This is a genomic window from Brenneria uluponensis, from assembly GCF_032395385.1.
Taxonomy (GTDB): domain Bacteria; phylum Pseudomonadota; class Gammaproteobacteria; order Enterobacterales; family Enterobacteriaceae; genus Prodigiosinella; species Prodigiosinella aquatilis.
On sequence record NZ_CP135917.1, the window covers coordinates 1,745,864 to 1,770,379 of the forward strand.

Annotated in this window: 19 protein-coding genes; 14 read left to right on the top strand and 5 right to left on the bottom strand. The window is 48.0% G+C overall.

Annotated elements, in window-relative coordinates; all coding sequences use genetic code 11:
• Positions 1–63 precede the first annotated feature (63 nt).
• The gene (gene agp, locus RS889_RS08065) at positions 64–1,374 is read right to left on the bottom strand and encodes a bifunctional glucose-1-phosphatase/inositol phosphatase (RefSeq protein WP_315710158.1); all 1,311 of its coding nucleotides are present in this window, start codon (positions 1,372–1,374) and stop codon (positions 64–66) included.
• Positions 1,375–1,587: 213 nt separating this feature from the next.
• Between agp and RS889_RS08070 the strand changes: the two genes are divergently transcribed.
• Complete coding sequence (locus RS889_RS08070; RefSeq protein WP_315710160.1) at positions 1,588–1,923, top strand: YgaC family protein; 336 nt, start codon at positions 1,588–1,590, stop codon at positions 1,921–1,923.
• 115 nt (positions 1,924–2,038) lie between these two features.
• On the opposite strand, the gene RS889_RS08075 is transcribed toward RS889_RS08070, so the two are convergent.
• A complete protein-coding gene (locus RS889_RS08075) occupies positions 2,039–3,064 on the bottom strand; it encodes an IS630 family transposase (RefSeq protein ID WP_315710871.1) in 1,026 nt (341 codons plus the stop codon).
• Positions 3,065–3,957: 893 nt separating this feature from the next.
• On the opposite strand from RS889_RS08075, the gene fdnG reads away from it, so the two are divergent.
• The 4 genes from fdnG to fdhE are packed head-to-tail and all read left to right on the top strand — an operon-like array spanning position 3,958 to position 9,489.
• On the top strand, positions 3,958–7,008 hold the full coding sequence (gene fdnG / locus RS889_RS08080) for a formate dehydrogenase-N subunit alpha (protein WP_315710162.1): 3,051 nt from the start codon (positions 3,958–3,960) through the stop codon (positions 7,006–7,008).
• Between the two features lie 12 nt (positions 7,009–7,020).
• Positions 7,021–7,941 (top strand): formate dehydrogenase subunit beta, encoded by a 921-nt coding sequence (gene fdxH, locus RS889_RS08085; RefSeq protein WP_315710163.1) that lies wholly within the window; start codon positions 7,021–7,023, stop codon positions 7,939–7,941.
• A complete protein-coding gene (gene fdoI, locus RS889_RS08090; protein ID WP_315710164.1) occupies positions 7,928–8,563 on the top strand; it encodes a formate dehydrogenase cytochrome b556 subunit in 636 nt (211 codons plus the stop codon). The genes fdxH and fdoI overlap by 14 nt, the downstream gene beginning before the upstream one ends.
• Entirely contained in the window at positions 8,563–9,489 is a 927-nt protein-coding gene (fdhE, locus tag RS889_RS08095; protein ID WP_315710165.1) for a formate dehydrogenase accessory protein FdhE, read from the top strand. Before fdoI ends, fdhE begins: the two co-directional genes overlap by 1 nt.
• A gap of 49 nt (positions 9,490–9,538) precedes the next feature.
• On the opposite strand, the gene rpiB is transcribed toward fdhE, so the two are convergent.
• Positions 9,539–9,994, bottom strand: a complete 456-nt coding sequence (rpiB, locus tag RS889_RS08100; RefSeq protein ID WP_021016588.1) for a ribose 5-phosphate isomerase B — start codon at positions 9,992–9,994, stop codon at positions 9,539–9,541.
• 419 nt (positions 9,995–10,413) lie between these two features.
• Between rpiB and alsR the strand changes: the two genes are divergently transcribed.
• The 6 genes from alsR (at position 10,414) to alsK (ending at position 16,575) form a co-directional block, all read left to right on the top strand.
• Positions 10,414–11,292 (top strand): transcriptional repressor AlsR, encoded by an 879-nt coding sequence (gene alsR, locus RS889_RS08105; protein ID WP_021016587.1) that lies wholly within the window; start codon positions 10,414–10,416, stop codon positions 11,290–11,292.
• A gap of 156 nt (positions 11,293–11,448) precedes the next feature.
• Positions 11,449–12,381: a D-allose transporter substrate-binding protein gene (alsB, locus tag RS889_RS08110; RefSeq protein WP_425475119.1), complete on the top strand. Its 933-nt coding sequence runs from the start codon at positions 11,449–11,451 to the stop codon at positions 12,379–12,381.
• A 57-nt stretch (positions 12,382–12,438) separates the two neighbouring features.
• Positions 12,439–13,971: a D-allose ABC transporter ATP-binding protein AlsA gene (alsA, locus tag RS889_RS08115; RefSeq protein ID WP_315710166.1), complete on the top strand. Its 1,533-nt coding sequence runs from the start codon at positions 12,439–12,441 to the stop codon at positions 13,969–13,971.
• Positions 13,972–13,982: 11 nt separating this feature from the next.
• Positions 13,983–14,930: a D-allose ABC transporter permease gene (gene alsC / locus RS889_RS08120; RefSeq protein WP_021016584.1), complete on the top strand. Its 948-nt coding sequence runs from the start codon at positions 13,983–13,985 to the stop codon at positions 14,928–14,930.
• Between the two features lie 9 nt (positions 14,931–14,939).
• Positions 14,940–15,614, top strand: coding sequence for a D-allulose 6-phosphate 3-epimerase (gene alsE, locus RS889_RS08125; RefSeq protein WP_021016583.1), 675 nt, complete (start codon positions 14,940–14,942; stop codon positions 15,612–15,614).
• A 1-nt stretch (position 15,615) separates the two neighbouring features.
• Entirely contained in the window at positions 15,616–16,575 is a 960-nt protein-coding gene (alsK, locus tag RS889_RS08130) for an allose kinase (protein WP_315710169.1), read from the top strand.
• A gap of 248 nt (positions 16,576–16,823) precedes the next feature.
• On the opposite strand, the gene RS889_RS08135 is transcribed toward alsK, so the two are convergent.
• Positions 16,824–18,017 (bottom strand): multidrug effflux MFS transporter, encoded by a 1,194-nt coding sequence (locus RS889_RS08135; protein WP_315710170.1) that lies wholly within the window; start codon positions 18,015–18,017, stop codon positions 16,824–16,826.
• Positions 18,014–18,619, bottom strand: coding sequence for a TetR/AcrR family transcriptional regulator (locus tag RS889_RS08140; protein WP_315710171.1), 606 nt, complete (start codon positions 18,617–18,619; stop codon positions 18,014–18,016). Before RS889_RS08140 ends, RS889_RS08135 begins: the two co-directional genes overlap by 4 nt.
• Before the next feature lie 129 nt (positions 18,620–18,748).
• Here RS889_RS08140 and RS889_RS08145 point away from each other — a divergent pair, with 129 nt between their 5' ends.
• The 3 genes from RS889_RS08145 to RS889_RS08155 are packed head-to-tail and all read left to right on the top strand — an operon-like array spanning position 18,749 to position 24,462.
• Positions 18,749–19,891: an efflux RND transporter periplasmic adaptor subunit gene (locus RS889_RS08145; protein WP_484480295.1), complete on the top strand. Its 1,143-nt coding sequence runs from the start codon at positions 18,749–18,751 to the stop codon at positions 19,889–19,891.
• Between the two features lie 2 nt (positions 19,892–19,893).
• Positions 19,894–23,034, top strand: coding sequence for an efflux RND transporter permease subunit (locus tag RS889_RS08150; RefSeq protein ID WP_315710174.1), 3,141 nt, complete (start codon positions 19,894–19,896; stop codon positions 23,032–23,034).
• The gene (locus tag RS889_RS08155; RefSeq protein WP_315710176.1) at positions 23,035–24,462 is read left to right on the top strand and encodes an efflux transporter outer membrane subunit; all 1,428 of its coding nucleotides are present in this window, start codon (positions 23,035–23,037) and stop codon (positions 24,460–24,462) included.
• Positions 24,463–24,516 lie beyond the last annotated feature (54 nt).

Consider the following 24,516-nt stretch of genomic DNA (forward strand, 5'->3'; position numbering starts at 1 on the left):
CAGTTGCACCCTCATCGGCTAAACCCTCACCGACAGCACTGAGACTGCTGGTGAGGTATCCGGTTATTGTCCTTGCAGATCATGGGCGATAGCGGTCTTGAAGTCCGACATTGGACAGAAATCGTTAGCGTCAGTGTTACAACCGTCAATATGCAACGTCACACGCTGCGCCGGTTTTTTCAGCGACAACGGCGTAGCGTTACGGATTTGCTCGGTAGATTGATATACATATTCAATTTTCATCAGATCCTGATTGGTTTTTTCATCATGCCAGCGCTGAAATACGATCTTGCCGCTGATCGGGGTGCTTTCATATTGATTGGGTAATTGATAAGGCGCGGTTTTCATCGCGGCAAGCAGGGAGGCAATATTGGAGTCATGACCGACCAATACAACAACTTTGGCTTTTTGCGCTATGGCGGCCAGTTTGTTATCTGACGGTGTGCCATTCAATACGGCGCTAATAAAGGTCAGCAATGGTGCGGCGGCATTCTGCGCCACGGCTGGCGAGCCAAACAGTGTTTCATGATATAGGTTTTTAATCTCTTCCAGTTGACGCCACTGTTTTTTATCGGCGATCTTTCCCCAGGCGACTTCATGTTTCGGATAGCCTTCGTAGTATTGCAGCATGAAACCATCGGCTGCGCCGGTACCCATCCGCAGTGGACCACTGATTCCCGGCTCCTTGTTCTGTGCGAGAATCACGGTGTTACTCTGTGTAGCCAGTGTGCAGGTTTTCTTTTCCACACAGAGTTTAGCGTGTCGGTAATCCATCACCTGTTGCAGCACCTGATAGTTATTTTTCAGTCGCTGGTTAATTCCATCGACGCCGCCGGGGCCAGCATGTTGGTTGATGGAAGCAAGCGCCTTGTTCTTAAACTCATCGGTAACGTTGGCGGTAATGATCGGATTGAAGGTGGGGTCCATAGTGCCTACGTTGTCCTGATGGTAGACGGTTATTGCACAGCCAGGAAATCCACCCTGCACAAAACTTTTGGCTGTATCAATCGTCCGCGGCAGACTGTTGGCATACACAAATACCTCACCTTCCGGCGGACAACCTTGCGCTGGCAGAACGCCGTAGTGACTGAGCCATTCATGCGTGTATTGAGCAGATAGCGCTTCTACCTTCGCCCCTTTGGGCGTCAATAATCCGCCTTCGGTTTTCCATTTTGGCCAATGATGGGGCGTCGATTCCGCCAGAATGTCACCATATCCCACCAGTGGCGCCCGGATGCCGTGACGGCTGAAAATTAGCACCTGTTGCAACTGATAGCTGGCTGGTGATTGAGCCGGTTCAGCTGACTGTACCGATAACGGCAGAATCAGCGCCAGGGTACTGAGGGTAAACATGGGAATTATATTTTTCTTCATTATTTTCCATCCTTTTGTTGTGAAACGGTCAGTTACACCGTTCGTATTAACCATTCTCTAGCATAGACGCGGAAATAATGGTCGGACGGGTTAGCGTCGGAAAAATAGCAAAGAAGTCACCACCAGTGCTTCAGGTTCGGATAAGTCTAGTTGTCCGTGATGCTCAGTGAGCTATGGTCACAGATTCCGATTAATAGAGATGGAGGATTGGCGATGTATCTGCGCCCAGATGAAGTGGCTCAAGTTCTTGAGCATGCAGGTTTTACCCGGGATTATGTTACGGATAAAGCCTATGGATTTTATAAAGGCGAATACTACGTGTATGTGAATCGTGAAGCGAAAATGGGGCGTACCTCATTTATTCTTCACCCGGATCAGGGTCCGAAAAGTCTGAAATATGCTTATCCGGCAGAGGCATTACGCAGCAGCCCGGCGTATGTCCGTTTCCCGCGCGATCCCCAGGCTGTGAGCCCCGCATTTATTGGCATTCCACATGGTTTTACCTCGCGGGTGATGCTGAATCGTTATCTGAACAACATGTTTCAGTAGATCCATTGTGCTGCCTGGCATTCGCGGGGCAGCGCCGATTATGTCATCGCCCCGTTGCTGGTATCTTTCCGCCTTCCTGCAACTCGAATTATTTGGGGTATATACCCAATAAACCTCAAGATGCAGATTTCAGTACCTGAAAACGGTCATTAATTCGGGACGTCAGAGAACCCGCCATGTCCGGTAGCGTATCGCTGAAAAATTCAGATATTGCATCCCTGAACTCCCTGCTACTGCTGAAGTAGCGATTATTCCGGGCATGTTCGTTCATTAATTTCCACATTCGTTCTATCGGATTCAGGTTCGGACTGTACGGCGGGAGATAATGAAGTTTTATATTTACCACCTCCGCCCACTCTTTCACTAACTGTGAACGGTGATAGCCTGCACCATCCAGAATAACATGAACTTTCTGGCCATAATCAGGATAAACCTTACGTATCTCATTGAAAAAACGAGATACATTGTATTCATTAATCGTTTTATATTCGCAGATTAGCGGGTGTTCCGGGGCCTTCAGATTCAGCGCCCCCATGATGTTCAGCCGTGTACGACTTCCCGTTGTTTTTACCGCTTTTCTCTGGCCTTTGCGTATCCAGCCATAACTGATTTTAGTGGCCTGAGTAGGATGGACAGCATCAATAAAAAGAACCGGTTCATCACCCGCAGTTGCTTTCAGTTCCTCATAATATTCAATGAATTGTTTTTGTTTCTCTTCACTAAATTTATGGGGAACACCTGACGGTTTTTTGTAGGTAAAGCCGTTACGGTGCAGCCACTTATTCATTCCCGGAACGCTGAAAACGATGTTCCATGTCCGGGCGACAAACGCGACAATATCACGGGTCTGATGAAATACGTTATCAGATAACTGGCTGATTAAAGAGGCTGTTTTTTCAGCACTGAGTTTACTGTCTGAACCGCCATTCTCTGGTTTCAGTTTCCCTTTATTCAGAAACTCGCTGATATGATGGTCAACGGTGGTCTGATGCAGCCGCAAAGCCTGAGCGATCATGGCCGAACTCCAGCCTTCGGAAGCCAGAAGAATGGCTTTAATACGATCGCAAACACGTTTATCACGACTGGAATCGTGAAGGCGCTCAAGTTCAGCTTTTTGTTGGTCAGTGATGAATATTTTCATGGTGAACAGCATGATCTTCTGTTGCCTGAAAATCAAGCATCTTCAATGATCAGGGGTATATAATAGTTGTTATATGAAATTATTTATTGGTGTTATTTAAAACCGAATAAAAACATTGAATTTGACGTTGTCGCTGATATTTAAAATATCATCAGGTGTTGATGTTATGATTTTAACTGTTGGGATAAATAGTCTCTTCGCAGTATTTTAGTCAATGCTGCCTTATTTTTTACGTGGAAGATAAACATCCTCTTTATATCTCTTTTATCGTGGATTAATACAATAATCGTTATGTAATTATATTTATATCGACAGGCGATGACAGCGTGAAAATAATGATAACCATTATCATTAAAGTGATTGGTTGATTTAAAAAAACGCTATTATCGTGAGTAAATGTGATGCATTTGTTGTTATTAAGATAATTACTTGAGGTTTTTATTAACGGATGCATAATGTATTACAGTTAATGTGGCTTTGCCATATTCACGTCTGAAAACAATTTATACCCAATAAATTTCAAGATACAGAAAGGTGGCAATCAAGTGAATTCCCAGGAGCTTATTCCGATAAGTGATGGCGAGTCACCGAGGGCCAATAACGTGAACAATGATGGGTATATATTAATCAATAAACAATTACCACCTATATCCAATGGATTTTGAGTGCCAGGAAGTCGACAAGCAAATGAATCCCGATGAGCTTACTCAGATAAGTTATTTCGGTGATAAATCTGCTCCTGGCGGATAGATTTCGACGCAGCTTGTAGTCGCTCACAGAGGCGAGACGCAGAAATAGTCGAGCCATTGGGCGTAGTCAGCGCATCTGCAACGCGAAAGAGAGTGGATATAGATGGGATATGACTCTGGGTGATGTGGTGCAAGGAGTTCCCGATGCAGATCAGCAGACGACAATTTTTTAAAATATGCGCAGGCGGTATGGCCGGAACCACGGTTACGGCTTTGGGATTTTCTCCCGCGATGGCATTGGCAGAAACGCGGCAGTATAAATTATTGCGTGCAAAAGAAACGAGGAATAATTGCACATACTGCTCTGTCGGTTGCGGTGTTTTAATGTACAGCCTGGGTGATGGCGCCAAGAATGAAAAATCATCCATTTATCATATCGAAGGTGACCCGGACCATCCGGTTAGTCGTGGTTCTTTGTGTCCTAAAGGGGCCGGGTTGATTGACTTTATCCATAGTGCCCAACGCCTGCAATACCCACAGTACCGTGCGCCAGGGTCTGATAAATGGCAACGCATCAGCTGGGATGAGGCTTTGGATCGTATTTCCCGCCTGATGAAAGAAGACCGTGATGCCAATTTCGTGGAAAAAAACAGCGCTGGGGTAACCGTTAACCGATGGCCGACTACCGGTATGCTCTGTTCTTCGGCGGCCAGTAATGAAACCGGCATGCTGGATCAACGTTTTTCCCGGGCACTGGGCATGGTCGGTATCGATACACAGGCTCGTCTGTGTCATGGGCCAACTGTTGCCGCACTTGCCGCCACGTTTGGCCGGGGGGCCATGACCAATAACTGGGTCGACATCAAAAATGCCAACATCGTCCTGGTGATGGGAGGCAATCCGGCGGAAGCGCACCCAGTAGGCTTTAAATGGGCGCTGGAAGCCAAGGTGAAAAACGGCGCTAAACTGATTGTTGTTGACCCACGATTTAACCGCTCTGCCGCAGTTGCCGATCTGTATTCGCCCATTCGCGTAGGCTCGGATACCACCTTTTTGCTCGGCGTCGTAAACTACCTGCTGTCTCATGACAAAGTGCAGATGGCGTATGTCAAAGCCTATACCAATGCCAACTTGCTGGTTGATGCAGATTATCGTTTTGATGAAGGCATCTTTAGCGGCTATAACGAGCAAGAACACCAATATGACCGTACCTCCTGGCAATATGAACGGGATGAAAATGGCTATGCCAAACGCGATCCAACCCTGAGCCATCCGCGTTGTGTCTGGAACTTGCTGAAAGAGCATGTCAGTCGTTATACGCCGGACATGGTTACCAGCGTGTGTGGTACGCCGAAGCAGGATTTTCTCACTATCTGTGAATTGCTGGCGTCAACCAGTGTTCCCGACCGTACCGCAACTATCATGTATGCGCTGGGTTGGACACAGCATACGGCCGGTGCTCAGATCATTCGTACCGCGGCGATAATCCAACTGTTATTGGGGAATGTCGGTATGGCCGGCGGCGGTGTCAATGCGCTGCGTGGACACTCAAATATCCAGGGTTATACCGATTTGGGGCTGTTATCGCTGAATCTGCCTGGCTATATTCCGCTACCTTCCGAAAAACAGCCCACGTTACAGGATTATCTGGTTCAGACCACACCGAAGGCGTTGCTGCCGGAACAGGTCAACTACTGGAAAAACACACCTAAGTTTTTTATCAGCTTGTTGAAAAGTTTTTGGGGAGACAACGCGCAGAAGGAAAATGACTGGGGTTATGACTGGTTGCCTAAATGGGATAAGAGCTACGATGCGTTGGCCTATTCCCACATGATGCAGGACGGCAAGGTAAACGGCTATATTGTGCAGGGATTTAACCCGATTGCCGCGTTTGCCGATTCCAACAAAGCCAGGGACGCACTGGCCAAACTCAAATATCTGGTAGTTATTGATCCATTGGCGACGGAAACGTCCAGTTTCTGGCAGAACCACGGTGAGCTGAACAATGTGGACCCCAGCCAGATCCAGACCGAAGTCTTTCGCCTGCCGTCCAGTTGCTTTGCCGAAGAAAATGGCTCCATTGTGAACTCCGCACGCTGGCTACAATGGCATTATCAGGGCGCGGAACCGCCTGGTGAAGCGCGTCATGACGGTGTCATTATCTCTGGCATCTTCCTGCGTCTGCGCGAGCTGTACGCGAAAGAGGGTGGCGCCAACCCGGCACCGGTACTCAACATGGCCTGGGATTATCTGGAACCGGCGGATCCGTCGGCGGAAGAGATCACCAAAGAGGCCAATGGTCGCGCGCTGGCCGATTTGTTTGATGACCAAGGTAAGCTGATCCTCAAAAAAGGTCAGTTGTTATCAGATTTTTCGCAGTTGCGTGATGATGGCAGTACCGCCTGTTTCTGCTGGATTTACTCAGGCTGCTGGACGGAGCAGGGGAATCAAATGGCCCTGCGTGATAATGCCGACCCTTCGGGGCTGGGATGCACGCCAGGGTGGGCCTGGAGCTGGCCGCAAAATCGCCGCATCCTATATAACCGCGCTTCTGCCGATGAGCAGGGCAAACCCTGGGATCCCAACCGTGAGCTGATTCGCTGGAATGGCAAAAAATGGACGGGAACCGATGTGGCCGATTATGCGGCGACAGCGGCGCCAGGCAGCAGTGCCGGGCCTTTCATCATGCTGTCGGAAGGGCTGGGGCGTTTGTTCGCGATTGACAAAATGGCGGATGGACCATTCCCTGCACACTACGAACCTATGGAATCTCCGCTGAAGTTCAATCCGGTTTATCGCAGGGCGATACATAATCCGGCTGTACGCCTGTATGACGCGGATCGTCTGCGTATCGGCACAGCTGCCGAGTTCCCCTATGTGGCAACCACGTATGCGATTACCGAGCTGTTCCGTCACTGGACCAAACATGCGTTATTGAATGCAATTGCCCAGCCAGAACAGTTTGTGGAAATTGGCGAAGGGCTGGCGAAACAAAAAGGTATTCAGGCCGGGGATGTAGTGAAAGTCAGTAGCAAGCGGGGCTACATCAAGGCTAAAGCTGTGGTGACCAAACGTGTCCGCACGCTGATGATTGAAGGGCATCCGGTGGAAACCATCGGTGTGCCTTGTCATTGGGGGTTTGAGGGTACGACAAAGAAAGGTTTTCTGGCCAATATACTGACGCCAAATATTGGGGATGCCAATAGCCAGACGCCGGAATATAAAGCGTTCCTGGTGAATGTGGAAAAGGCGTAGCGGAGAAATACTATGGCAATGCAATCGCAAGATATTATCCGTCGCTCCGCGACCAATTCACTGACACCGCCGCCACAGGTACGCGATCATAAAGAGGAAGTCGCCAAATTGATCGACGTTACGACCTGCATCGGTTGTAAGGCTTGTCAGGTGGCTTGCTCGGAATGGAACGATATTCGTGATGAGGTGGGGCACAACGTTGGTGTGTACGACAATCCCACTGATTTGAGCGCCAAATCCTGGACGGTTATGCGGTTTTCCGAGGTTGAGGAAAACGGTAAACTCGGATGGTTGATTCGTAAAGATGGCTGTATGCACTGTGCTGACCCTGGCTGCCTGAAAGCCTGTCCGTCGGAAGGTGCCATTATCCAGTATGCCAATGGTATTGTGGATTTTCAGTCGGAACACTGTATTGGTTGTGGTTACTGCATCGCGGGATGCCCGTTCGATGTGCCGAGAATGAATAAGGATGATAACCGGGTATACAAATGCACACTGTGTGTGGATCGGGTGGATGTCGGTCAGGAACCCGCCTGTGTGAAAACCTGTCCTACAGGGGCAATTCATTTTGGCACCAAGGCAGAGATGAAGGTGTTGGCGGCGGAGCGCGTGATAGACTTGACGAGTCGTGGCTATAAAAACGCCGGATTGTACGACCCCACAGGTGTCGGCGGCACACATGTGATGTACGTGTTGCATCACGCTGATCGTCCGCCGCTTTATCATGGTCTGCCTGATAATCCAAGCATTAGTCCGGCAGTCACTTTCTGGAAGGGTGTCTGGAAACCTCTGGCGGCGATTGGTTTTGCTGCGACCTTCGCTGCCAGTGTATTCCACTATGTCGGTGTCGGTCCCAACCGGGTAGAAGAGGACGAATCAGAGACGGATGAGCAGAAGCAGAAGCACGAGGACAAACAGCATGAAAAAGAGTAATCGGATTCAGCGTTACAGTGCGTCTGAGCGCATCAATCATTGGATTGTGGCTTTCTGTTTTGTGTTTGCCGCACTCAGTGGGTTGGGATTTTTCTTTCCATCACTAAACTGGCTGATGAACATTCTGGGTACGCCACAGCTGGCACGGGTTCTGCACCCGTTTATTGGTGTGGTGATGTTTGCGGCGTTTCTGTTGATGTTTTTCCGTTACTGGAAGCATAACCTGATTCAGCGTGACGACATCGAATGGGCTAAAAATATCCATAAGGTTGCTGGAAATCAGGAAGTTGGCGACACAGGTAGATATAATTTCGGCCAGAAATGCGTGTTCTGGCTGGCTATTTCCAGTCTGTTGTTGCTGTTGGCGAGTGGTATCGTTATCTGGCGTCCCTATTTTGCCGACGCTTTCCCGATTCCGGCTATTCGCCTGGCCTTGCTGGTTCACTCAGTTTCAGCGGTCGTGTTGATCCTGGTCATTATGGTTCACATTTATGCGGCGTTATGGGTCAAGGGAACCATTACGGCGATGGTTGAAGGCTGGGTATCGACATCCTGGGCGAAGAAACATCACCCACGCTGGTATCGTGAAATCCAACGTAAACAACAGGAAAATAAACCCTGATGAGTATTCGTATTGTTCCTCAGGAACAGTTAACCGGTAATGAACAATCATCTACGGTGGGCGCAATCCCACCGCTGCTTTTTGCCAATCTGAAAAGTCTGTATAGCAGTCGCGTCGAACGGTTGCGCCAACTGGCGGAAAACAACCCGCTAAGCGACTACCTGCATTTTGCCGCTACGGTAGTTGACGCCCAGCAGACTGTACTGCATGACCATCCGTTGCAAATGGATTTAACCGACATTCTGCAAAAAGCAGCCGGTCGCCCACCGCTGGATATTGCGACTTTCCCCCGCAATGCCCATTGGCATACTTTGTTGCAGGCACTGATTGAAACGCTGAAACCAGACGCCAGCGGTCAGGTGTTATCGACGCTGGAAAATCTGGAAAAAATGCCAGTGCAGGAATGGGAAGCCATGGCTTCAGCATTATTCAATCATGAATTTACGGCGGAAAGTAATGACAAAGCCCCCTTTATCTGGGCTGCGCTCTCTCTTTACTGGGCGCAGATGGCAAGTCAGATGCCGGGTAAAGCTCGGGCCGAACAGGGTGAACATCGTCAGTTTTGCCCCGTGTGTGGCAGCATGCCGGTTTCCGGCGTGGTGCAGTTAGGTACCACCAGCGGTCTGCGTTATTTGCACTGTAATCTGTGTGAAACGGAATGGCACATGGTGCGTGTGAAATGCAGTAACTGTGAACAATCCGGCGATCTCAACTATTGGTCGCTGGATAACGAGCAGTCGGCGATTAAGGCTGAAAGTTGTGGTGACTGTGGTACTTATCTGAAAATCCTGTACCAGGAAAAGGATCATCGCGTCGAAGCCGTCGCAGACGATCTGGCTTCGCTGGTACTGGATGTCAAAATGGAAGAGGAAGGTTTTGCGCGCAGTAGTATCAATCCTTTCCTGTTCCCGGAAAGTATGAATTAATGTTTAAAGACGCCCGGTTCTTATTTTAGAATCGGGGCCGTCTGTTTGTTTATCCCTTCATGTGCTGCGAATGCTCTATCGCGCTGATCTGATCGATCCGTTCCTGATGTCGTCCGCCCTCAAAACGGGCACTGAGCCACTGATCAATAATCATTTTTGCCATCTCTGAACCAATAACCCGTGCGCCCATAGCCAATATATTGGTGTTGTTATGTTCGCGTGACAGTTTGGCTGAATAGGGTTCGCTACAGGCAACCGCACGGATACCAGTCATTTTGTTAGCCGCAATTGAGATACCGATTCCCGTTCCACAGATGAGAATGCCCAGCTCGACTTCACCTGCAATGATGGATTCTGCAACTTTACGTGCATAAATCGGATAATCCGTTCTCGTACTGGAGTTTGTTCCCACATCAATAACCTCAATACCCTGGGATGATAGGTACTGAATGATGCCACTTTTCATGTCAAAACCAACGTGGTCACTGCCGATTGCCATCTTCATAAGTGTCAGTTCCTGCTGTATCAGAGGTGAGTTATAGGCCAGCCAGTGGGTCTGTGCTGACCGAGAGTGGCTTATCGATTTATTTTCACAAATAAATTAATTCTGTGAAGTTTATAGGATTGAAACCCATGTCCACAACTGATTTTCTGAGCATTCATATGATGATAATCAATTTGATATGATGATAGATAACGAATGATTCATCGTGTCTGTTTGCTAAAACAATCAACATATTATTGATTTTAATAAAAAATAATAATTTATCTCATCTGTAATGGTACGATTGGCGCCATTGAGCGATATCTTTTCATGAATTTTATTAATTTATAAAAAAACAATATTTGTGAAGTTTGTTGCATATTTTTACTATCAGATATGGTGTTATTATTACCGGGATATGGATAAACCAGGTAATAACAATGAGCGAAACTGAATCAGAGAAAACGATCCCCAGGGGCATAAGCATTGCGCCTTATATTCGTATGAAGCAGGAAGGCATGACGGCGAATGAAAGCCGGATCGCCGAATGGTTTCTGGCGACGGGTAATGTCGGTGACAGTACAGCGATTAAAGACGTCGCCAATGCGTTGAATGTGTCAGAAGCGATGATAGTCAAGGTATCGAAAATTCTTGGGTTCAGTGGTTTCAGGCAGCTAAGAAGCGCCATTGTCGAATATTTTGAGCATGCGGCACATGACTCATCTGCGGAGCTGTCACTGACGGATAGCCCGGAAGATGCAATTAACAAAGTGTTTAATCTGACGCTGCGAACGATTGCCGAAGGACAAACCATCGTTAACCCGGAAGAGATATACCAGGCTGCCAGACTATTTTATAGCGCAAATCAGCGAGAGTTATATGGCGTAGGCGGTTCTAATTCGATATGCGCTGATATACAGCATAAATTTTTACGCATTGGTGTGCGCTGCAATGCTTATCAGGATGCCCACATCATGATGATGTCGGCGTCGATGCTTAAACCAACAGATGTTGTGTTAGTGGTATCACATTCTGGGCGCACCAGTGATTTGATGAAAGCGGTCTCTATCGCCAAGAATAATGATGCAAAAATAATTTGCATCACACATAGCGCCAATTCCCCCATTGCCAAATTAGCTGATTTTAATATTTGTTCGCCTGCACCTGAGACACCCCTGTTAGGGAGAAATGCCTCTGCACGTATTTTGCAGTTAACTTTGTTAGATGCATTTTTTGTTTCAGTAGCACGGCTGGATATTGAGACTTCCAGTAAAAATCTGGAGAAAACCAGTGCTATTGCGAGTTATCTAAAGCTTTAGCATTCATAACTATGCCCAAATAGATATCAAAATGCAGAAAGGTAGCAACCGAGTTAATTCCTGAAAACTTACGCTGATAAGTGATAAGGGTTAGCGAGGCAAGGCAACGCCTCTGTAACTTGAAAGATGACGGGTATATCTCACGGAGAAAGAGTAATGAATACGCTATTGAAAACGACGGGTGCCGCACTATTGGGATTATGTTTTTCTGCCATGGCTCACGCTGCCGATTATGCCGTCATTCTTAAAACGCTATCAAATCCTTACTGGGTTGAAATGAAAGGCGGAATAGAGAAAGAAGCCAAAGACCTTGGTGTCACGGTGGATATATTCGCCTCCGCTTCTGAAGGTGATTTTCAGGCACAGATGCAGTTATTCGAAGATCTGGTAAATAAAAACTATAAAGGTATCGCTTTCGCGCCGTTGTCTGCATCTAATCTGGTGATTCCTGTATCCAAAGCGTATCAGAAGGGTATTCGTTTGGTTAATTTGGATGAAAAGATAAATCTTAATAATCTGGCGAAAGCTCACGGTAATGTATCGGCATTTATCACTACAGATAATCAGGCTGTCGGTGAGAAAGGGGCAAAATTCATTATAAGTCGACTAGGCACTCAAGGGGGTGATGTCGCCATTATTGAAGGTAAAGCAGGTAATGTTTCCGGCGATGCCAGAAGAACCGGAGCAATGATCGCTTTTAAGGCCGATCCCGCGATTAAACTTGTTGCCAGCCAACCTGCGGATTGGGATCGAATTAAAGCCCTTGATGTTGCCACCAACGTATTACAACGGCACCCGAACCTGAAGGCATTTTATTGTGCTAACGACACCATGGCCATGGGTGTAGCACAGGCTGTAGCGAATGCTGGCAAGACCGGCAAGGTTATTGTCGTGGGAACGGATGGCATACCGGAAGCCCGTAAAATGATAAGTGAAGGCACATTAACTGCAACGGTTGCCCAAAACCCTGCTGATATTGGTGCATCGGGCCTGAAGTTATTGGTTGACGCTGTGAGGTCAGGCAAACAGATTCCTTTGGGTCAGGCACCTAAAGTCGAAATGGTTGATTCAGTCTTAGTGACAAAATAATCGTACCTGGAGACGGTAAAAAACTTGCCGTCTTAAATCACTAATCCGGGGAGTTATATGACCATTCCATATATTAAGATGGAAGGGATCGGTAAGTCTTTTGGTCCAGTCCATGCATTAAGTTCTGTCAATATAGCGATTAACTCAGGAGAAATACATGCGCTATTAGGTGAAAATGGCGCCGGGAAATCAACTCTCATGAAAATACTGTCAGGTGGATATGAACCGGATAGTGGTCATATATTTATTGACGGTAATGAGTATGGAAAGATAGACCATAAACTGGCGGCAAAACTCGGAATAGGGATTATTTATCAAGAGTTAAGTGTCATTGATGAACTGACGGTGATGGAAAATCTATTTATTGGAAAATTACCGGTAAAACGTTTTTGTGGCATCAATGTTGTTCATTGGCAAGAGATGAAAAAACGTGCCGCAATGATGTTGCTCCGGGTAGGGTTAAAGGTCGATCTGTTTGAGAAAGTTGGGAATTTGTCAATCAGCCATAAACAGATGTTGGAAATTGCCAAAACCCTGATGCTGGATGCCAAAGTTATTATTATGGATGAACCGACTTCATCCTTGACCAGTAAAGAAGTTGAGTATCTTTTTATTTTAATAAAACGATTAAAACAGGAAGGGAAAAGTATCATTTATATTTCCCATAAGCTGAATGAAACCAGAAAAATTTGTGACCGTTTCACGGTGCTGAAAGATGGAAGTAGCGCGTGTTCAGGGGAAATTAGCGATGTCAGTAATGACGATATTGTCAGACTGATGGTAGGAAGAGAGCTTCAGAATAAATTTACTGCGATAAAAGAAAAAACGGGTACGGGAAACGAGCCGGTTATTTTCGAAGTCAGGGATATTACCAGTAAAGATAAACAACGTGTGAGGAATATCTCTTTTCAAGTAAAGAAAGGCGAAATTTTGGGATTCGCCGGATTGGTAGGTTCGGGACGTACCGAGTTTATGAATTGCATTTTTGGTGCGGAGCCTATCAGCTCTGGTCAGGTTTTACTGAACGGTGTGGAGATAACGCCTCGCTCGCCACTTGATGCGTTAAAGAAAGGCATGGGATATATCACCGAAAGTCGAAGAGAGAATGGTTTTTTTGACAATTTCTCAATTGAACAGAATATGGCAATCAGTAAAAGCCTGAAAGAGGGTGGATATAAAGGCGCAATAGGTTCGGTTAACCGTCATGATGAGAAACGCATAGCCGAAGAGCAAAGAAAATTATTGTCGTTAAAGTGCCGTTCTGTGGACCAGAATATTACTGAGTTATCGGGCGGTAATCAGCAGAAAGTCCTTATCTCAAAATGGTTGTGTTGCGATCCGCAGGTAATGATTTTTGATGAACCGACACGGGGTATTGATGTCGGTGCCAAAGCGGAAATTTATAAAGTTATGCGCGAACTTACCTTACAGGGGAAAACAATATTAATGGTTTCTTCTGAATTGCCAGAGATTATGTCTGTTTGTGACCGTATAGCCATATTTTGTGAAGGGACGCTTGCCAATATATTGGTTAATGAAGATGGGCTCTCGGAGCAGGATATTATGAAATGGGCTCTGCCAAATGATTGAGGATTATGTCAATGTCAGAATCAACATTTAATTTCCCTCGCTTTTGGGAAAAGTATGGCACGTTTTTTATATTGGCCATTATCGTTGCGATTTTTGGTGGTATTTCAAGCGAGTATTTTTTAACGACGAGTAATATCAGCCAGATATTTGTACAGAGTTCCGTTACCGTTTTAATCGGCATGGGGGAATTTTTTGCCATCCTTATTGCAGGTATCGACTTATCCGTTGGCGCGATTCTCGCTTTATCAGGTATGGTTACGGCCAAGCTAATGCTGGCTGGATTCGATCCCTTCCTGGCGGCGTTGATTGGCGGTGTCATCGTCGGGGGCGGTTTGGGGGCGATTAATGGTCTTTTGGTTAATTGGACCAGACTGCATCCTTTTATTATTACGCTGGGAACTAACGCCATATTCAGAGGGATGACATTGGTTATCTCTGATGCTAATTCCGTTTATGGTTTTTCTTTCGGTTTTGTTAATTTCTTCGCTAAATCGTTGTTAGGTATTCCGATGCCGGTTATTTTCTCACTGGTTGTGGCGATTATTCTATGGTTTATTACCGCACATACCCGGCTTGGTAGAAACATTTATGCTTTGGGAGGAAATAAAAATTCGGCATTTTTCTCAGGAATAGATGTCAAGTTTCATGTGCTGATCGTTTTTGTTATCTCTGGAATATGCGCCGGTCTGGCGGGCGTCGTATCAACGGCACGGCTTGGTGCGGCAGAGCCATTGGCTGGTATGGGATTTGAGACTTATGCCATCGCCAGTGCGATTATCGGCGGAACCAGTTTCTTTGGCGGAAAAGGGCGCGTTTTTTCGGTCGTTATTGGCGGGTTGATTATAGGTACTATCAATAATGGGCTCAATATTCTCCAGGTACAGACATATTATCAATTAGTGGTCATGGGCGGTTTGATTATTGCAGCAGTGGCACTCGATCGACTGATTAGTAAATAGGAATAGAAGATGAAAATTTCCCCTTCATTAATGTGTATGGATCTGTCTAAATTTAAAGAGCAGATAGAATTCATTGATAGTCATGCTGATTATTTTCATATTGATATTATGGATGGTCATTTTGTACCGAATTTGACATTGTCGCCATTTTTTGTACAGCAAGTAAAGAAAATAGCCAGTAAGCCATTGGATTGTCATCTGATGGTGATGAATCCACAAGATTATATTGAACCGTTGGCTAAAGCGGGCGCCGGATTCATCACATTGCATCCGGAAACCTTATCTGGCCAGGCATTTCGTCTCATAGACAAAGTCAGATCGCTTAATATGCGTGTTGGTTTGATTCTGAACCCGGAAACCACTATCGCGGCAATGCATTATTATTTGCATAAAGCGGATAAAATTACGGTCATGACGGTCGATCCAGGGTTTGCCGGTCAGAACTTTATCCCGGAAATGCTGGATAAGATTGCGGAATTAAAACATTACAGAACAAAAAATAATCTTGCCTATGAAATTGAAGTGGATGGTTCGTGCAATCAATATACCTATAAGAAGCTAATAGATGCTGGTGCCGATGTGTTTATTGTGGGTACCTCCGGGTTATTCAACCACTCGCCGCATATTGAAAATGCCTGGGAAGTAATGAAAAGCCAGATTCAGGCGGCGCAACGCGAGGTGTAGCATGAATGACAAACAGCCGGTTGTCGTTGGCGTGGATATGGGCGCAACGCATATACGAATATGCGTACTGTCATTGAAAAATGAAGTATTGGTCACCTCACGGGAAAAAACAGATAACGTTATTCAGACAGGTTTGGCGGATGGCATAGCAAATTTTATTCACGCTTATGTGGGTGCTCAACGCTTTATTTCTGGTATTGTCATGGGCCTTCCTGCGTTGGTAGGGAAAGATAAAAAAACAGTTATATCAACGCCGAATCTTCCCTGCCATAAAAATGATATCGAAGGGCTGGCTGAGAGGCTGGCGAATGTATTGCGATGTCCGGTATTGTTTGAGCGTGATGTCAATTTGCAGCTGTTTTATGATGTCAATGAATTCAATTTGGTTAACAAGTTGGTATTAGGGTGCTATCTGGGAACCGGCTTTGGTTTTTCTATCTGGATGAATAGTATGCCTTTTACTGGTGCCCATGGCGTCGCTGGCGAGCTTGGGCATATTCCTTATGGCAATCATAGCCGACATTGCGGTTGTGGTAATGCAGGATGTCTTGAGACGATCTGTTCAGGTGTGGCATTACGGCGATGGTATGAGAAAGAATCAAGAGAATATGCGTTATCGGATCTTTTTATTCACGCTCAAGACGATGGCGACATTATCCAGTTCATTGACGATGGTGCAAAAGCGATCGCGACGGGAATTAATCTGTTTGATCCTGATGCCGTGGTTCTGGGGGGTGGGGTAATTGATATGACCGCATTCCCGTTGGATCTGCTGATTCAGCACATCAAACGCTATATCAGAAAACCATTACCTTTTGAAACCGTCAGTTTTTTAAAAGCGTCGTCATCCGCTTTTAATGGTGCGATTGGCGCCGCCCGTTTAGGGTTAAAAGATATACCCGTCATCTCTCAGGTCGCAGGTGCGTTGGTGGCGCCCAGTCACCCGAATCACTTACTTTAGTAAGCTTCGGGATGCCTTCACTTGCACCTTCCTGCAACTCGGCATTTATTGGGGATAGTGATATTAATGATTGTTCGGAAGGAAATATTTTTAGCAGTAAGCGTTCTATTTGTAAGGTAATTGTGTGTCACATCAGGGAATATAATTATATAAAAAGAGAATAGCCGGGATATTGGTTTCCCGGCTATTTGATTGTCAGCGTTAAACCACCTCTTCGGGAGGTGGTAATTGTTAAATCAGTATTCTGGTTATTTTCTTTTGGATTTTGGGACTAGTCCAACATAGGTCATGATCGCCAGTACGTAACACAGCATCATAACCAGTGCCATTGAGAAGACGGATGTCCCTGTCAACCCGGTCAACGGTACGCTGACGGCACCCAGCGCAAACATGCTCAGTCCAATCAAGGCCGAAGCACTGCCTGCTTTGTTTCCCTGACCTTGCATCGCCAGGGCTGACGAGCATGGACCAATCAATCCGATGACAATGACAGCGAAAAACAGAGGCACCAATATCCACAATAACGGGGCGTGCAGATAACCGGCAATCAACAGGATGGCTGTCGAAACAACGGCAATGCTTAGCCCCAGTTTCAGTACCCGGGTTTCTCCCCAATGTGGGCTAAGTGCAGCAGAAAGCTGACCAGCAATAATCAGGCCTACACCGTTAATGGCAAAGCACAAGCTGAACATCTGTGGGCTGAGGTGATAAATATCCTGTAGCACAAACGGGGATGCCCCGATATAGGCAAACAGTCCTGCGCCAGACAACCCTTGTGTCAGACATAATCCCATAAATTCACGTTCTTTGAGCAAACTGCCCAGTGAAGATAGCATTACACCAACCCCCCCGGTGACCCGACGTGCTGGCGGCAGTGTTTCACTTAAGCGTAGCGCGGAAAGTACCAGCAGCAGGATGGCGATAACGGCTAACGCGATAAAAATGCCGCGCCAGTCGGTCAAACTCAACAATGCTCCACCCAACACGGGGGCGAGAATCGGTGCGACACCATTAACCAGCATCAGCAGGGCGAAAAAGCGGGTCAATTCATGCCCGGTATAAAGATCGCGCGCCACCGCACGGGAGAGTACGGCACCGCCCGCGCCTGCGAGCCCCTGGAGGAGACGTGCGACGATCAACTGGTTGACATCCTGTGCCAGTGCGCACCACATCGAGGTCACCAGAAAGAGTGCCAACGAGATCAGTAATGGGCGCATTCTGCCCAAGGTATCACTGAGTGGACCAAAGATGAGTTGGCCAGCACCGAGTCCTAGCAAACCGGCAGTCAGGCTGAGCTGGGCTCGAGAGGCAGACGTTGCCAGTTCTGTCGTTAACTGGGGTAACGCGGGGAGATACAAATCGGTACACAGCGGCCCTAGTGCGGCCAACATTCCCAGCACGATGGCATAGCCGAGTCGGGAGGACTTCTTGATATTGTTCATGAATGATTGTCTTCGGGAAAAGTTAACTGAAAGATATGCTGATAGAGCTGGGCTAGCGTAGCGATCGGTGCTTTTGGCGGGAGTATTGATCGAAAGGCGCTCCCTTCTGATAGCACTGCTATGAATTCTACTCGTGCTGCGATACTTTCAGGTGCAAGTTGAGGGTAACGTTGTTGCAGCAAGGTTGTTGCCTGGTGGAAAAGCTTGGCATCGGCTTCCCGCAGAATATTTGCAATACGGGGATTCCGAGTTGCTTCCGCCGTTACTTCCAGTGTCAATGTCTTGTCATCGTCATACGACAAACCTTCATTGGCTGGTAATCGTGTTGTCAACGTATGTGCCATAAATGAGTGTGGATCTTCTTCATTTGACATCAATAGCTGGATTTTTTTATCAACGATATGCTGGACTATCTCCTCGATAATGGCATCTTTATTGGTAAAGTAGCGATAAATTTGCCCTACACTCAATTTTGCCTGTTTGGCGATCTCCGCCATGCTGGCACCATGAAAACCAGAGCAGCGAAAACAGGTTCTGGCGGCGGCGATGATTTGATCGTGCCTGGCTTGAGTTTTGTCATCTTTTTTCTGTATTGGTTGCACATTACCTTCTTGTTTACTTTACTGCAGACAGCCATGTTTACAGGACATTACAGAACATTATCGGACGACTTACTCAAATTCACTTATAGTAAGAATGAACGTTCATTCTCAATTTTAGGGCATGATTTCATGCAAAGTAAAACATTTCTTTTATTGGTGGTACTTTCTCTCGTTGGTTGTGATCGTGCAGCCGGCCCAAAGTTTGATCATGCTCCGGTAACAGTAGTGGTCAAAACGCTGAAAACCCAGCCAGTTGTGCTGAGCAGCGAATTGACCGGGCGAGTTACGGCAGCAATGGTGTCTGATGTCCGGCCGCAGGTGGATGGAATTATCCAGAAACGACTGTTTATCGAAGGTAGTGAGGTGAAAGCCGGACAAGTGCTGTATCAAATCGACCCCGCCAGTTATCAGGCGTCTTATGATCAAGCCGTGGCGGCGTTGAAAAACGCAGAGGCTACGGTGCGTTCGGCCAAATTGAAAGCTGAACGTTATGCCCGGTTGGTGAAGGAAGATGGTGTTTCCCGGCAGGATGCTGATGATGCACAAGCCAGCTACGAGGAAGACGTGGCCACGGTGGCGGAAAAAAAAGCATCGCTGGAAACTGCACGGATTAATCTGGCTTATACCAAAATCAAGGCCCCGATCAGTGGGCGTATCGGTATCTCTTCGGTGACTCCCGGGGCGCTGGTAACGGCAGATCAGACTACCTCACTGGCTACTATTCGCCAGCTCGATCCTATTTTTGTTGACTTAACTCAGTCCAGTAGTCAGCGACTGGCAATGAAAGAACAGCAGAAAAATGCGCAGACGCCGGTAACACTGACATTGGAAAATGATAAACCCTATGCGCAGAAAGGGATCCTGAAACTGGCAGAGTTGTCAGTGGATGAATCCAGTGGCACCGTAACGGTGCGGGCTGAATTTCCCAATCCACAGGAAACCCTGTTACCTGGAATGTTTGTCCGCGCATCGGTGGAAGAGGGTGTTGATCCCACAGCGATTCTGGCGCCACAGCAGGGCATCACCCGGGATGTGAAAGGCAACGCGACGGCACTGGTAGTGAATGATAAACAACAGGTCGAACAGCGTCAGGTGGTTACCGGGCAGGCTATTGGTAACCAATGGCTAGTCACTTCCGGACTGAAGGCTGGTGACCGGTTGATTATTGAAGGTACCGATAAGGTAGCGCCCGGCGATACAGTACAAGCAGTAGAAGACGGTTCGACTGCTCAACAACCCTCACCGACAGCCAATAATACAGGGGATCGTTAAGTATGTTTTCCCGCTTCTTTATTCACCGACCGATATTTGCCTGGGTGATTGCCATTGTCATTATGTTGGGCGGGGCGCTGGCTATTCAGACACTGCCGATAGCCCAGTATCCTGATGTTGCCCCGCCATCCATTGCCATTAAGGCCACATACACGGGAGCTTCGGCACAAACGCTGGAAAACAGCGTGACACAGGTTATAGAACAACAACTGACCGGGCTGGATGGTCTGCTCTATTTTTCTTCTTCCAGCAGTTCTGATGGCGAAGTGAAGATCACGGTTACCTTTAAGCAAGGTACCGATCCGGATATCGCGCAGGTACAGGTACAGAATAAGGTTCAGCAGGCAGAAAGCCGCTTACCGACCGAAGTACAAGAACAAGGGGTAACTGTCACCAAATCGCAGAGTAGCTTTTTGTTAATCACCGCATTATATGATACGACAGATAAAAGCTCTTCATCGGATATCGCCGATTATTTGGCCAGTAACCTGGAGGATCCTCTTGCCCGCGTGAGCGGTGTGGGGAGTGTGCAGGTCTTCGGTTCACAATATGCTATGCGCATCTGGTTGAATCCGGCTCGTCTGGCTGCTTATAGTCTGATGCCTTCCGATATTTCATCGGCGATTGAAGCACAAAATACGCAGGTGTCTGCTGGTAAAATCGGTGCCCGGCCTTCCAGCAGTGAACAGCAGTTAACGGCTACGGTAGTGGCGCAGTCTCGGCTGAAAACACCACAGCAGTTTCGGAATATTGTGGTGAAAAGTGAGTCTGACGGCTCCATTGTGCGGTTAGGTGATGTAGCACGTGTTGAATTGGGAAGTGAGGATTACAGTAATACCACGCGGTTGAATGGACATCCCGCTGCCGGGATTGCCGTCATGCTGGCCCCGGGAGCCAATGCTCTGAGTACCTCGGAGCTGGTAAAAGCCAAAGTGGCTGAACTCGAAGGTAGCATGCCGCAGGGCTATAAAGTGGCCTATCCCCGAGATAGCACCGACTTCATCAAAATTTCCATTGAAGAGGTGGTAAAAACCCTGTTTGAAGCGATTCTGCTGGTCGTGGTTGTCATGTTTGTCTTCCTGCAAAACCTGCGGGCGACGCTGATTCCGGCGATTGCGGTTCCGGTAGTGTTGTTGGGGACCTTTGGCGTGTTGTCGGTGTTTGGTTATTCCATCAACACCCTAACGCTGTTTGGCATGGTGCTGGCAATAGGTTTGCTGGTGGATGATGCCATTATAGTGGTGGAGAACGTCGAGCGTTTGATGCGGGATAAAGGATTGTCTCCCGTTGCGGCGGCGGAAGAGTCCATGCGAGAGATTTCTGGTGCACTGGTGGGCGTGGCGTTGGTGCTGAGTGCGGTCTTTTTGCCGATGGCTTTTTTTGGTGGCTCTACTGGCGTGATTTACCGTCAGTTCTCCATCACGATTGTTTCTTCCATGCTGCTGTCGGTACTGGTGGCCTTGATATTGACGCCAGCATTGTGCGCCACAATGTTAAAACCGGTGGTGCATATAGCAGCACCTCGAGGATTTTTTGCCGCCTTTAACCAGCGGTATGGACGTTTGCAGTCATCTTACATCGAACGAGTTTCCCGGATACTGCGCGGTCCGTGGCGTTATCTGGCACTGTACGGTGTGATACTGATAGTGCTGGGAGTATTGTTTGCGCGTTTGCCGGGCGGCTTTCTGCCGACGGAGGATCAGGGCAGCGTGATGGTGCAATTCACCTTGCCGGCAGGGGCGACAGCAAATCGCACGGACAAGGTAGGTAAGCTGATTGAGCACTATTTTCTTACCAAAGAGAAAAAAAATACCAAGGCCATCTTTGTTATTACCGGCTTTAGTTTCAGCGGGAGCGGCCAGAACGCGGGTATGGCATTCGTGGCGTTGAACGATTGGTCTCAGCGTCCAGGAACGGAGAACAGTGCCGACGCAATAGCCAAGCGCGCGATGGGAGCATTCTCCAGTATCCGCGACGCCAAAGTCTTTGCCCTGACACCGCCCGCGGTGGACGGACTGGGGCAATCCAATGGTTTTACTTTTGAATTGCAGGCAAGCGGTACGACCGATCGCGACAAGTTGTTGCAGTTGCGTAACATGCTACTGGCGTCGGCGGCCAAAGATTCCAAACTTTCGGCGGTTCGCCCCAATGATCTGGCGCAGATGCCGCAGTTGAAAGTGGATATTGATACCGCGAAGGCTGAAGCGTTAGGACTATCAATAAGCGATGTGACGTCCACGCTGAGCAGTGCCTGGGGTGGCACTTACATTAATGACTTTATTGATCGTGGGAGAGTGAAAAAAGTATACATGCAGGGCGAAGAAGATGCCCGCAGTAAACCGGATGATCTGTACAAATGGTTCGTGCGTGGCAGTGGTAGTGTGATGACGCCATTCTCGTCCTTCGCCACTACCCACTGGACTTATGGGCCGGAAAGTCTGTCGCGTTATAACGGACTGGCCTCGTATGAGATTCAGGGAGGCGGTGCTTCGGGTGTCAGTTCTGGTGAAGCGATGGATGAAATGCAGGTGTTGGCGAAAGCCTTACCGACGGGCACCACATATTCGTGGAGCAGCTTGTCTTATCAGGAACGGTTAGCCAGCGGTCAGGCAGTATCGCTATATAGCATCTCCATTCTGGTGGTATTCCTTTGTCTGGCAGCGCTGTATGAAAGCTGGAGTATTCCTTTCTCAGTCATACTGGTTATCCCGCTTGGCATAGTGGGCGCTGTGTTGGCCGCGACCTTCCGTGGGCTGGAAAATGATGTCTATTTCCAGGTCGCGCTACTGACGACCATCGGCCTTTCGGCAAAAAATGCCATCCTGATTGTGGAGTTCGCCGAAGCGGCCTATCAACGTGGGGCCACATTATATGAGGCGGCGCTGGAAGGCGCACGAACCCGCTTGCGGCCTGTATTAATGACGTCTCTGGCGTTTATTGCCGGGGTTTTCCCGTTGGCCATTGCTACTGGCGCGGGTGCCAATAGTCGGGTGTCCATCGGCAGTGGTATTGTCGGCGGTACATTGACGGCGACAGCATTGGCCATCTTTATGGTGCCGATGTTCTTTGTTCTGGTCAGACGCGTATTTCCCCGTCGTGCCGGGAAAGTTGTAACGACGGATGATAAACAGGGAGACGCGTAAATGCGATATGAATTCTGGTTACTGAGCAGTGCCCTGATGCTGTCTGGATGCGTTTCCCTGGATCCGCACTATCAGCGTCCGGCGTTACCGGTGGTAGCTAACTGGCCAAAAGGGCAGTCCTATCCGGCGGCATCACCGGCGGCTCTTAACGCCAGTGATATTCCCTGGCGGAATGTCATGGTGAATACCAACTTGCAGCGGGTCATTGAAATGGCGTTGACCAGCAACCGTGATTTACGCAAGGCTTTGGCGGATATCGAAGCGGCCCGGGCGCAATATGGTATTCAGAGAGCGGAGCAGTACCCTTCGCTTACCGCCGGGGTGGATGGTACGCGCAGTCGCTCATTGACCTCTGGCTCGAACTCCACCACCGAGTTGAGCAGTAGTTATAACGCGGATTTGTCCGTCAGTTCGTTTGAATTGGACTTGTTTGGTAAAAACCGTAGTCTGACCGGCGAAAAGCTGGAAGCGTATCTTTCTCAGGCAGAAACGGCCAAAAGTACATGGCTGACGCTGATTGCCGATACTGCATCTGCCTATATCGCGTTGGCCACCGATCGCAGCAATCTGGCATTGGCGCAGGAGACGGTAATCAGTGCTCGGAAGTCGATGGAGGTAACCAGTAGCCGTCAACGTAACGGTGTGGCCTCAGGGGTGGATGTAGCGGAGGCGGAAACTACTTATCAGCAGGCACGTTCGGATGTCGCCAGTTACATGACCAGTGTTGCCCAGGATAAAAATGCACTTGTTCTGCTGGTCGGGCAGCCTGTACCGGAGACACTGTTACCGCAGAATCTTGCTTCTCTGGCTACGGCCATCAAACCAGTGGCGGCGGGAATTTCTTCCGATGTTTTGTTTCAGCGTCCTGATGTGTTAGCGGCCGAACATACCCTGAAATCGGCTAATGCCAGTATTGGGGCGGCACGCGCAGCATTTTTCCCCAGTATTAGTCTGACTGCCAGTAATGGATTAAGTAGTGGTGAGTTATCGTCATTGTTCAGTGGTGGCGCCCATGTCTGGTCGTTTGCTCCCAGTATTAGCCTGCCGATTTTTGATGGTGGTTCAAATCTGGCTTCATTGCGTTATGCCGAAGCAGAGAAAAAAGGTTATATCGCTAGCTATGAGAAGACGATTCAATCAGCTTTCGAGGATGTGGCGAATGCGTTGGCACGTAAGGGAACGATAGATGAACAGCTCGCAGCACAACGGGCGTATGTCGCTTCGGCGCAACGTAGTTATCAGTTAGCTAACGACCGTTATCGGGAAGGGGTGGATACTTACCTCAATGCGCTGGACTCCCAGCGAACGCTTTATACTGCCAGGAAGTCTTTGATCAGCACCGAGCAAACCCGGCTGGATAATTTGGTGACGTTGTATAACGCGTTGGGCGGTGGAGTGAAAGCGGAATATGGGGTGAAAACGGAATAACTGTCAGGCCCGGTGTTATGCCTGCGTATGCCCGGACATTCCGGGCATACATCG

What these genes read in the sequence shown, in the direction of transcription:
- agp (WP_315710158.1), bottom strand. Translation starts at nt 1,374, where the DNA reads ATGAAGAAAAATATAATTCCCATGTTTACCCTCAGTACCCTGGCGCTG.
- RS889_RS08070 (WP_315710160.1), top strand. Translation starts at nt 1,588, where the DNA reads ATGTATCTGCGCCCAGATGAAGTGGCTCAAGTTCTTGAGCATGCAGGT.
- RS889_RS08075 (WP_315710871.1), bottom strand. Translation starts at nt 3,064, where the DNA reads ATGAAAATATTCATCACTGACCAACAAAAAGCTGAACTTGAGCGCCTT.
- fdnG (WP_315710162.1), top strand. Translation starts at nt 3,958, where the DNA reads ATGCAGATCAGCAGACGACAATTTTTTAAAATATGCGCAGGCGGTATG.
- fdxH (WP_315710163.1), top strand. Translation starts at nt 7,021, where the DNA reads ATGGCAATGCAATCGCAAGATATTATCCGTCGCTCCGCGACCAATTCA.
- fdoI (WP_315710164.1), top strand. Translation starts at nt 7,928, where the DNA reads ATGAAAAAGAGTAATCGGATTCAGCGTTACAGTGCGTCTGAGCGCATC.
- fdhE (WP_315710165.1), top strand. Translation starts at nt 8,563, where the DNA reads ATGAGTATTCGTATTGTTCCTCAGGAACAGTTAACCGGTAATGAACAA.
- rpiB (WP_021016588.1), bottom strand. Translation starts at nt 9,994, where the DNA reads ATGAAGATGGCAATCGGCAGTGACCACGTTGGTTTTGACATGAAAAGT.
- alsR (WP_021016587.1), top strand. Translation starts at nt 10,414, where the DNA reads ATGAGCGAAACTGAATCAGAGAAAACGATCCCCAGGGGCATAAGCATT.
- alsB (WP_425475119.1), top strand. Translation starts at nt 11,449, where the DNA reads ATGAATACGCTATTGAAAACGACGGGTGCCGCACTATTGGGATTATGT.
- alsA (WP_315710166.1), top strand. Translation starts at nt 12,439, where the DNA reads ATGACCATTCCATATATTAAGATGGAAGGGATCGGTAAGTCTTTTGGT.
- alsC (WP_021016584.1), top strand. Translation starts at nt 13,983, where the DNA reads ATGTCAGAATCAACATTTAATTTCCCTCGCTTTTGGGAAAAGTATGGC.
- alsE (WP_021016583.1), top strand. Translation starts at nt 14,940, where the DNA reads ATGAAAATTTCCCCTTCATTAATGTGTATGGATCTGTCTAAATTTAAA.
- alsK (WP_315710169.1), top strand. Translation starts at nt 15,616, where the DNA reads ATGAATGACAAACAGCCGGTTGTCGTTGGCGTGGATATGGGCGCAACG.
- RS889_RS08135 (WP_315710170.1), bottom strand. Translation starts at nt 18,017, where the DNA reads ATGAACAATATCAAGAAGTCCTCCCGACTCGGCTATGCCATCGTGCTG.
- RS889_RS08145 (WP_484480295.1), top strand. Translation starts at nt 18,749, where the DNA reads ATGCAAAGTAAAACATTTCTTTTATTGGTGGTACTTTCTCTCGTTGGT.
- RS889_RS08150 (WP_315710174.1), top strand. Translation starts at nt 19,894, where the DNA reads ATGTTTTCCCGCTTCTTTATTCACCGACCGATATTTGCCTGGGTGATT.
- RS889_RS08155 (WP_315710176.1), top strand. Translation starts at nt 23,035, where the DNA reads ATGCGATATGAATTCTGGTTACTGAGCAGTGCCCTGATGCTGTCTGGA.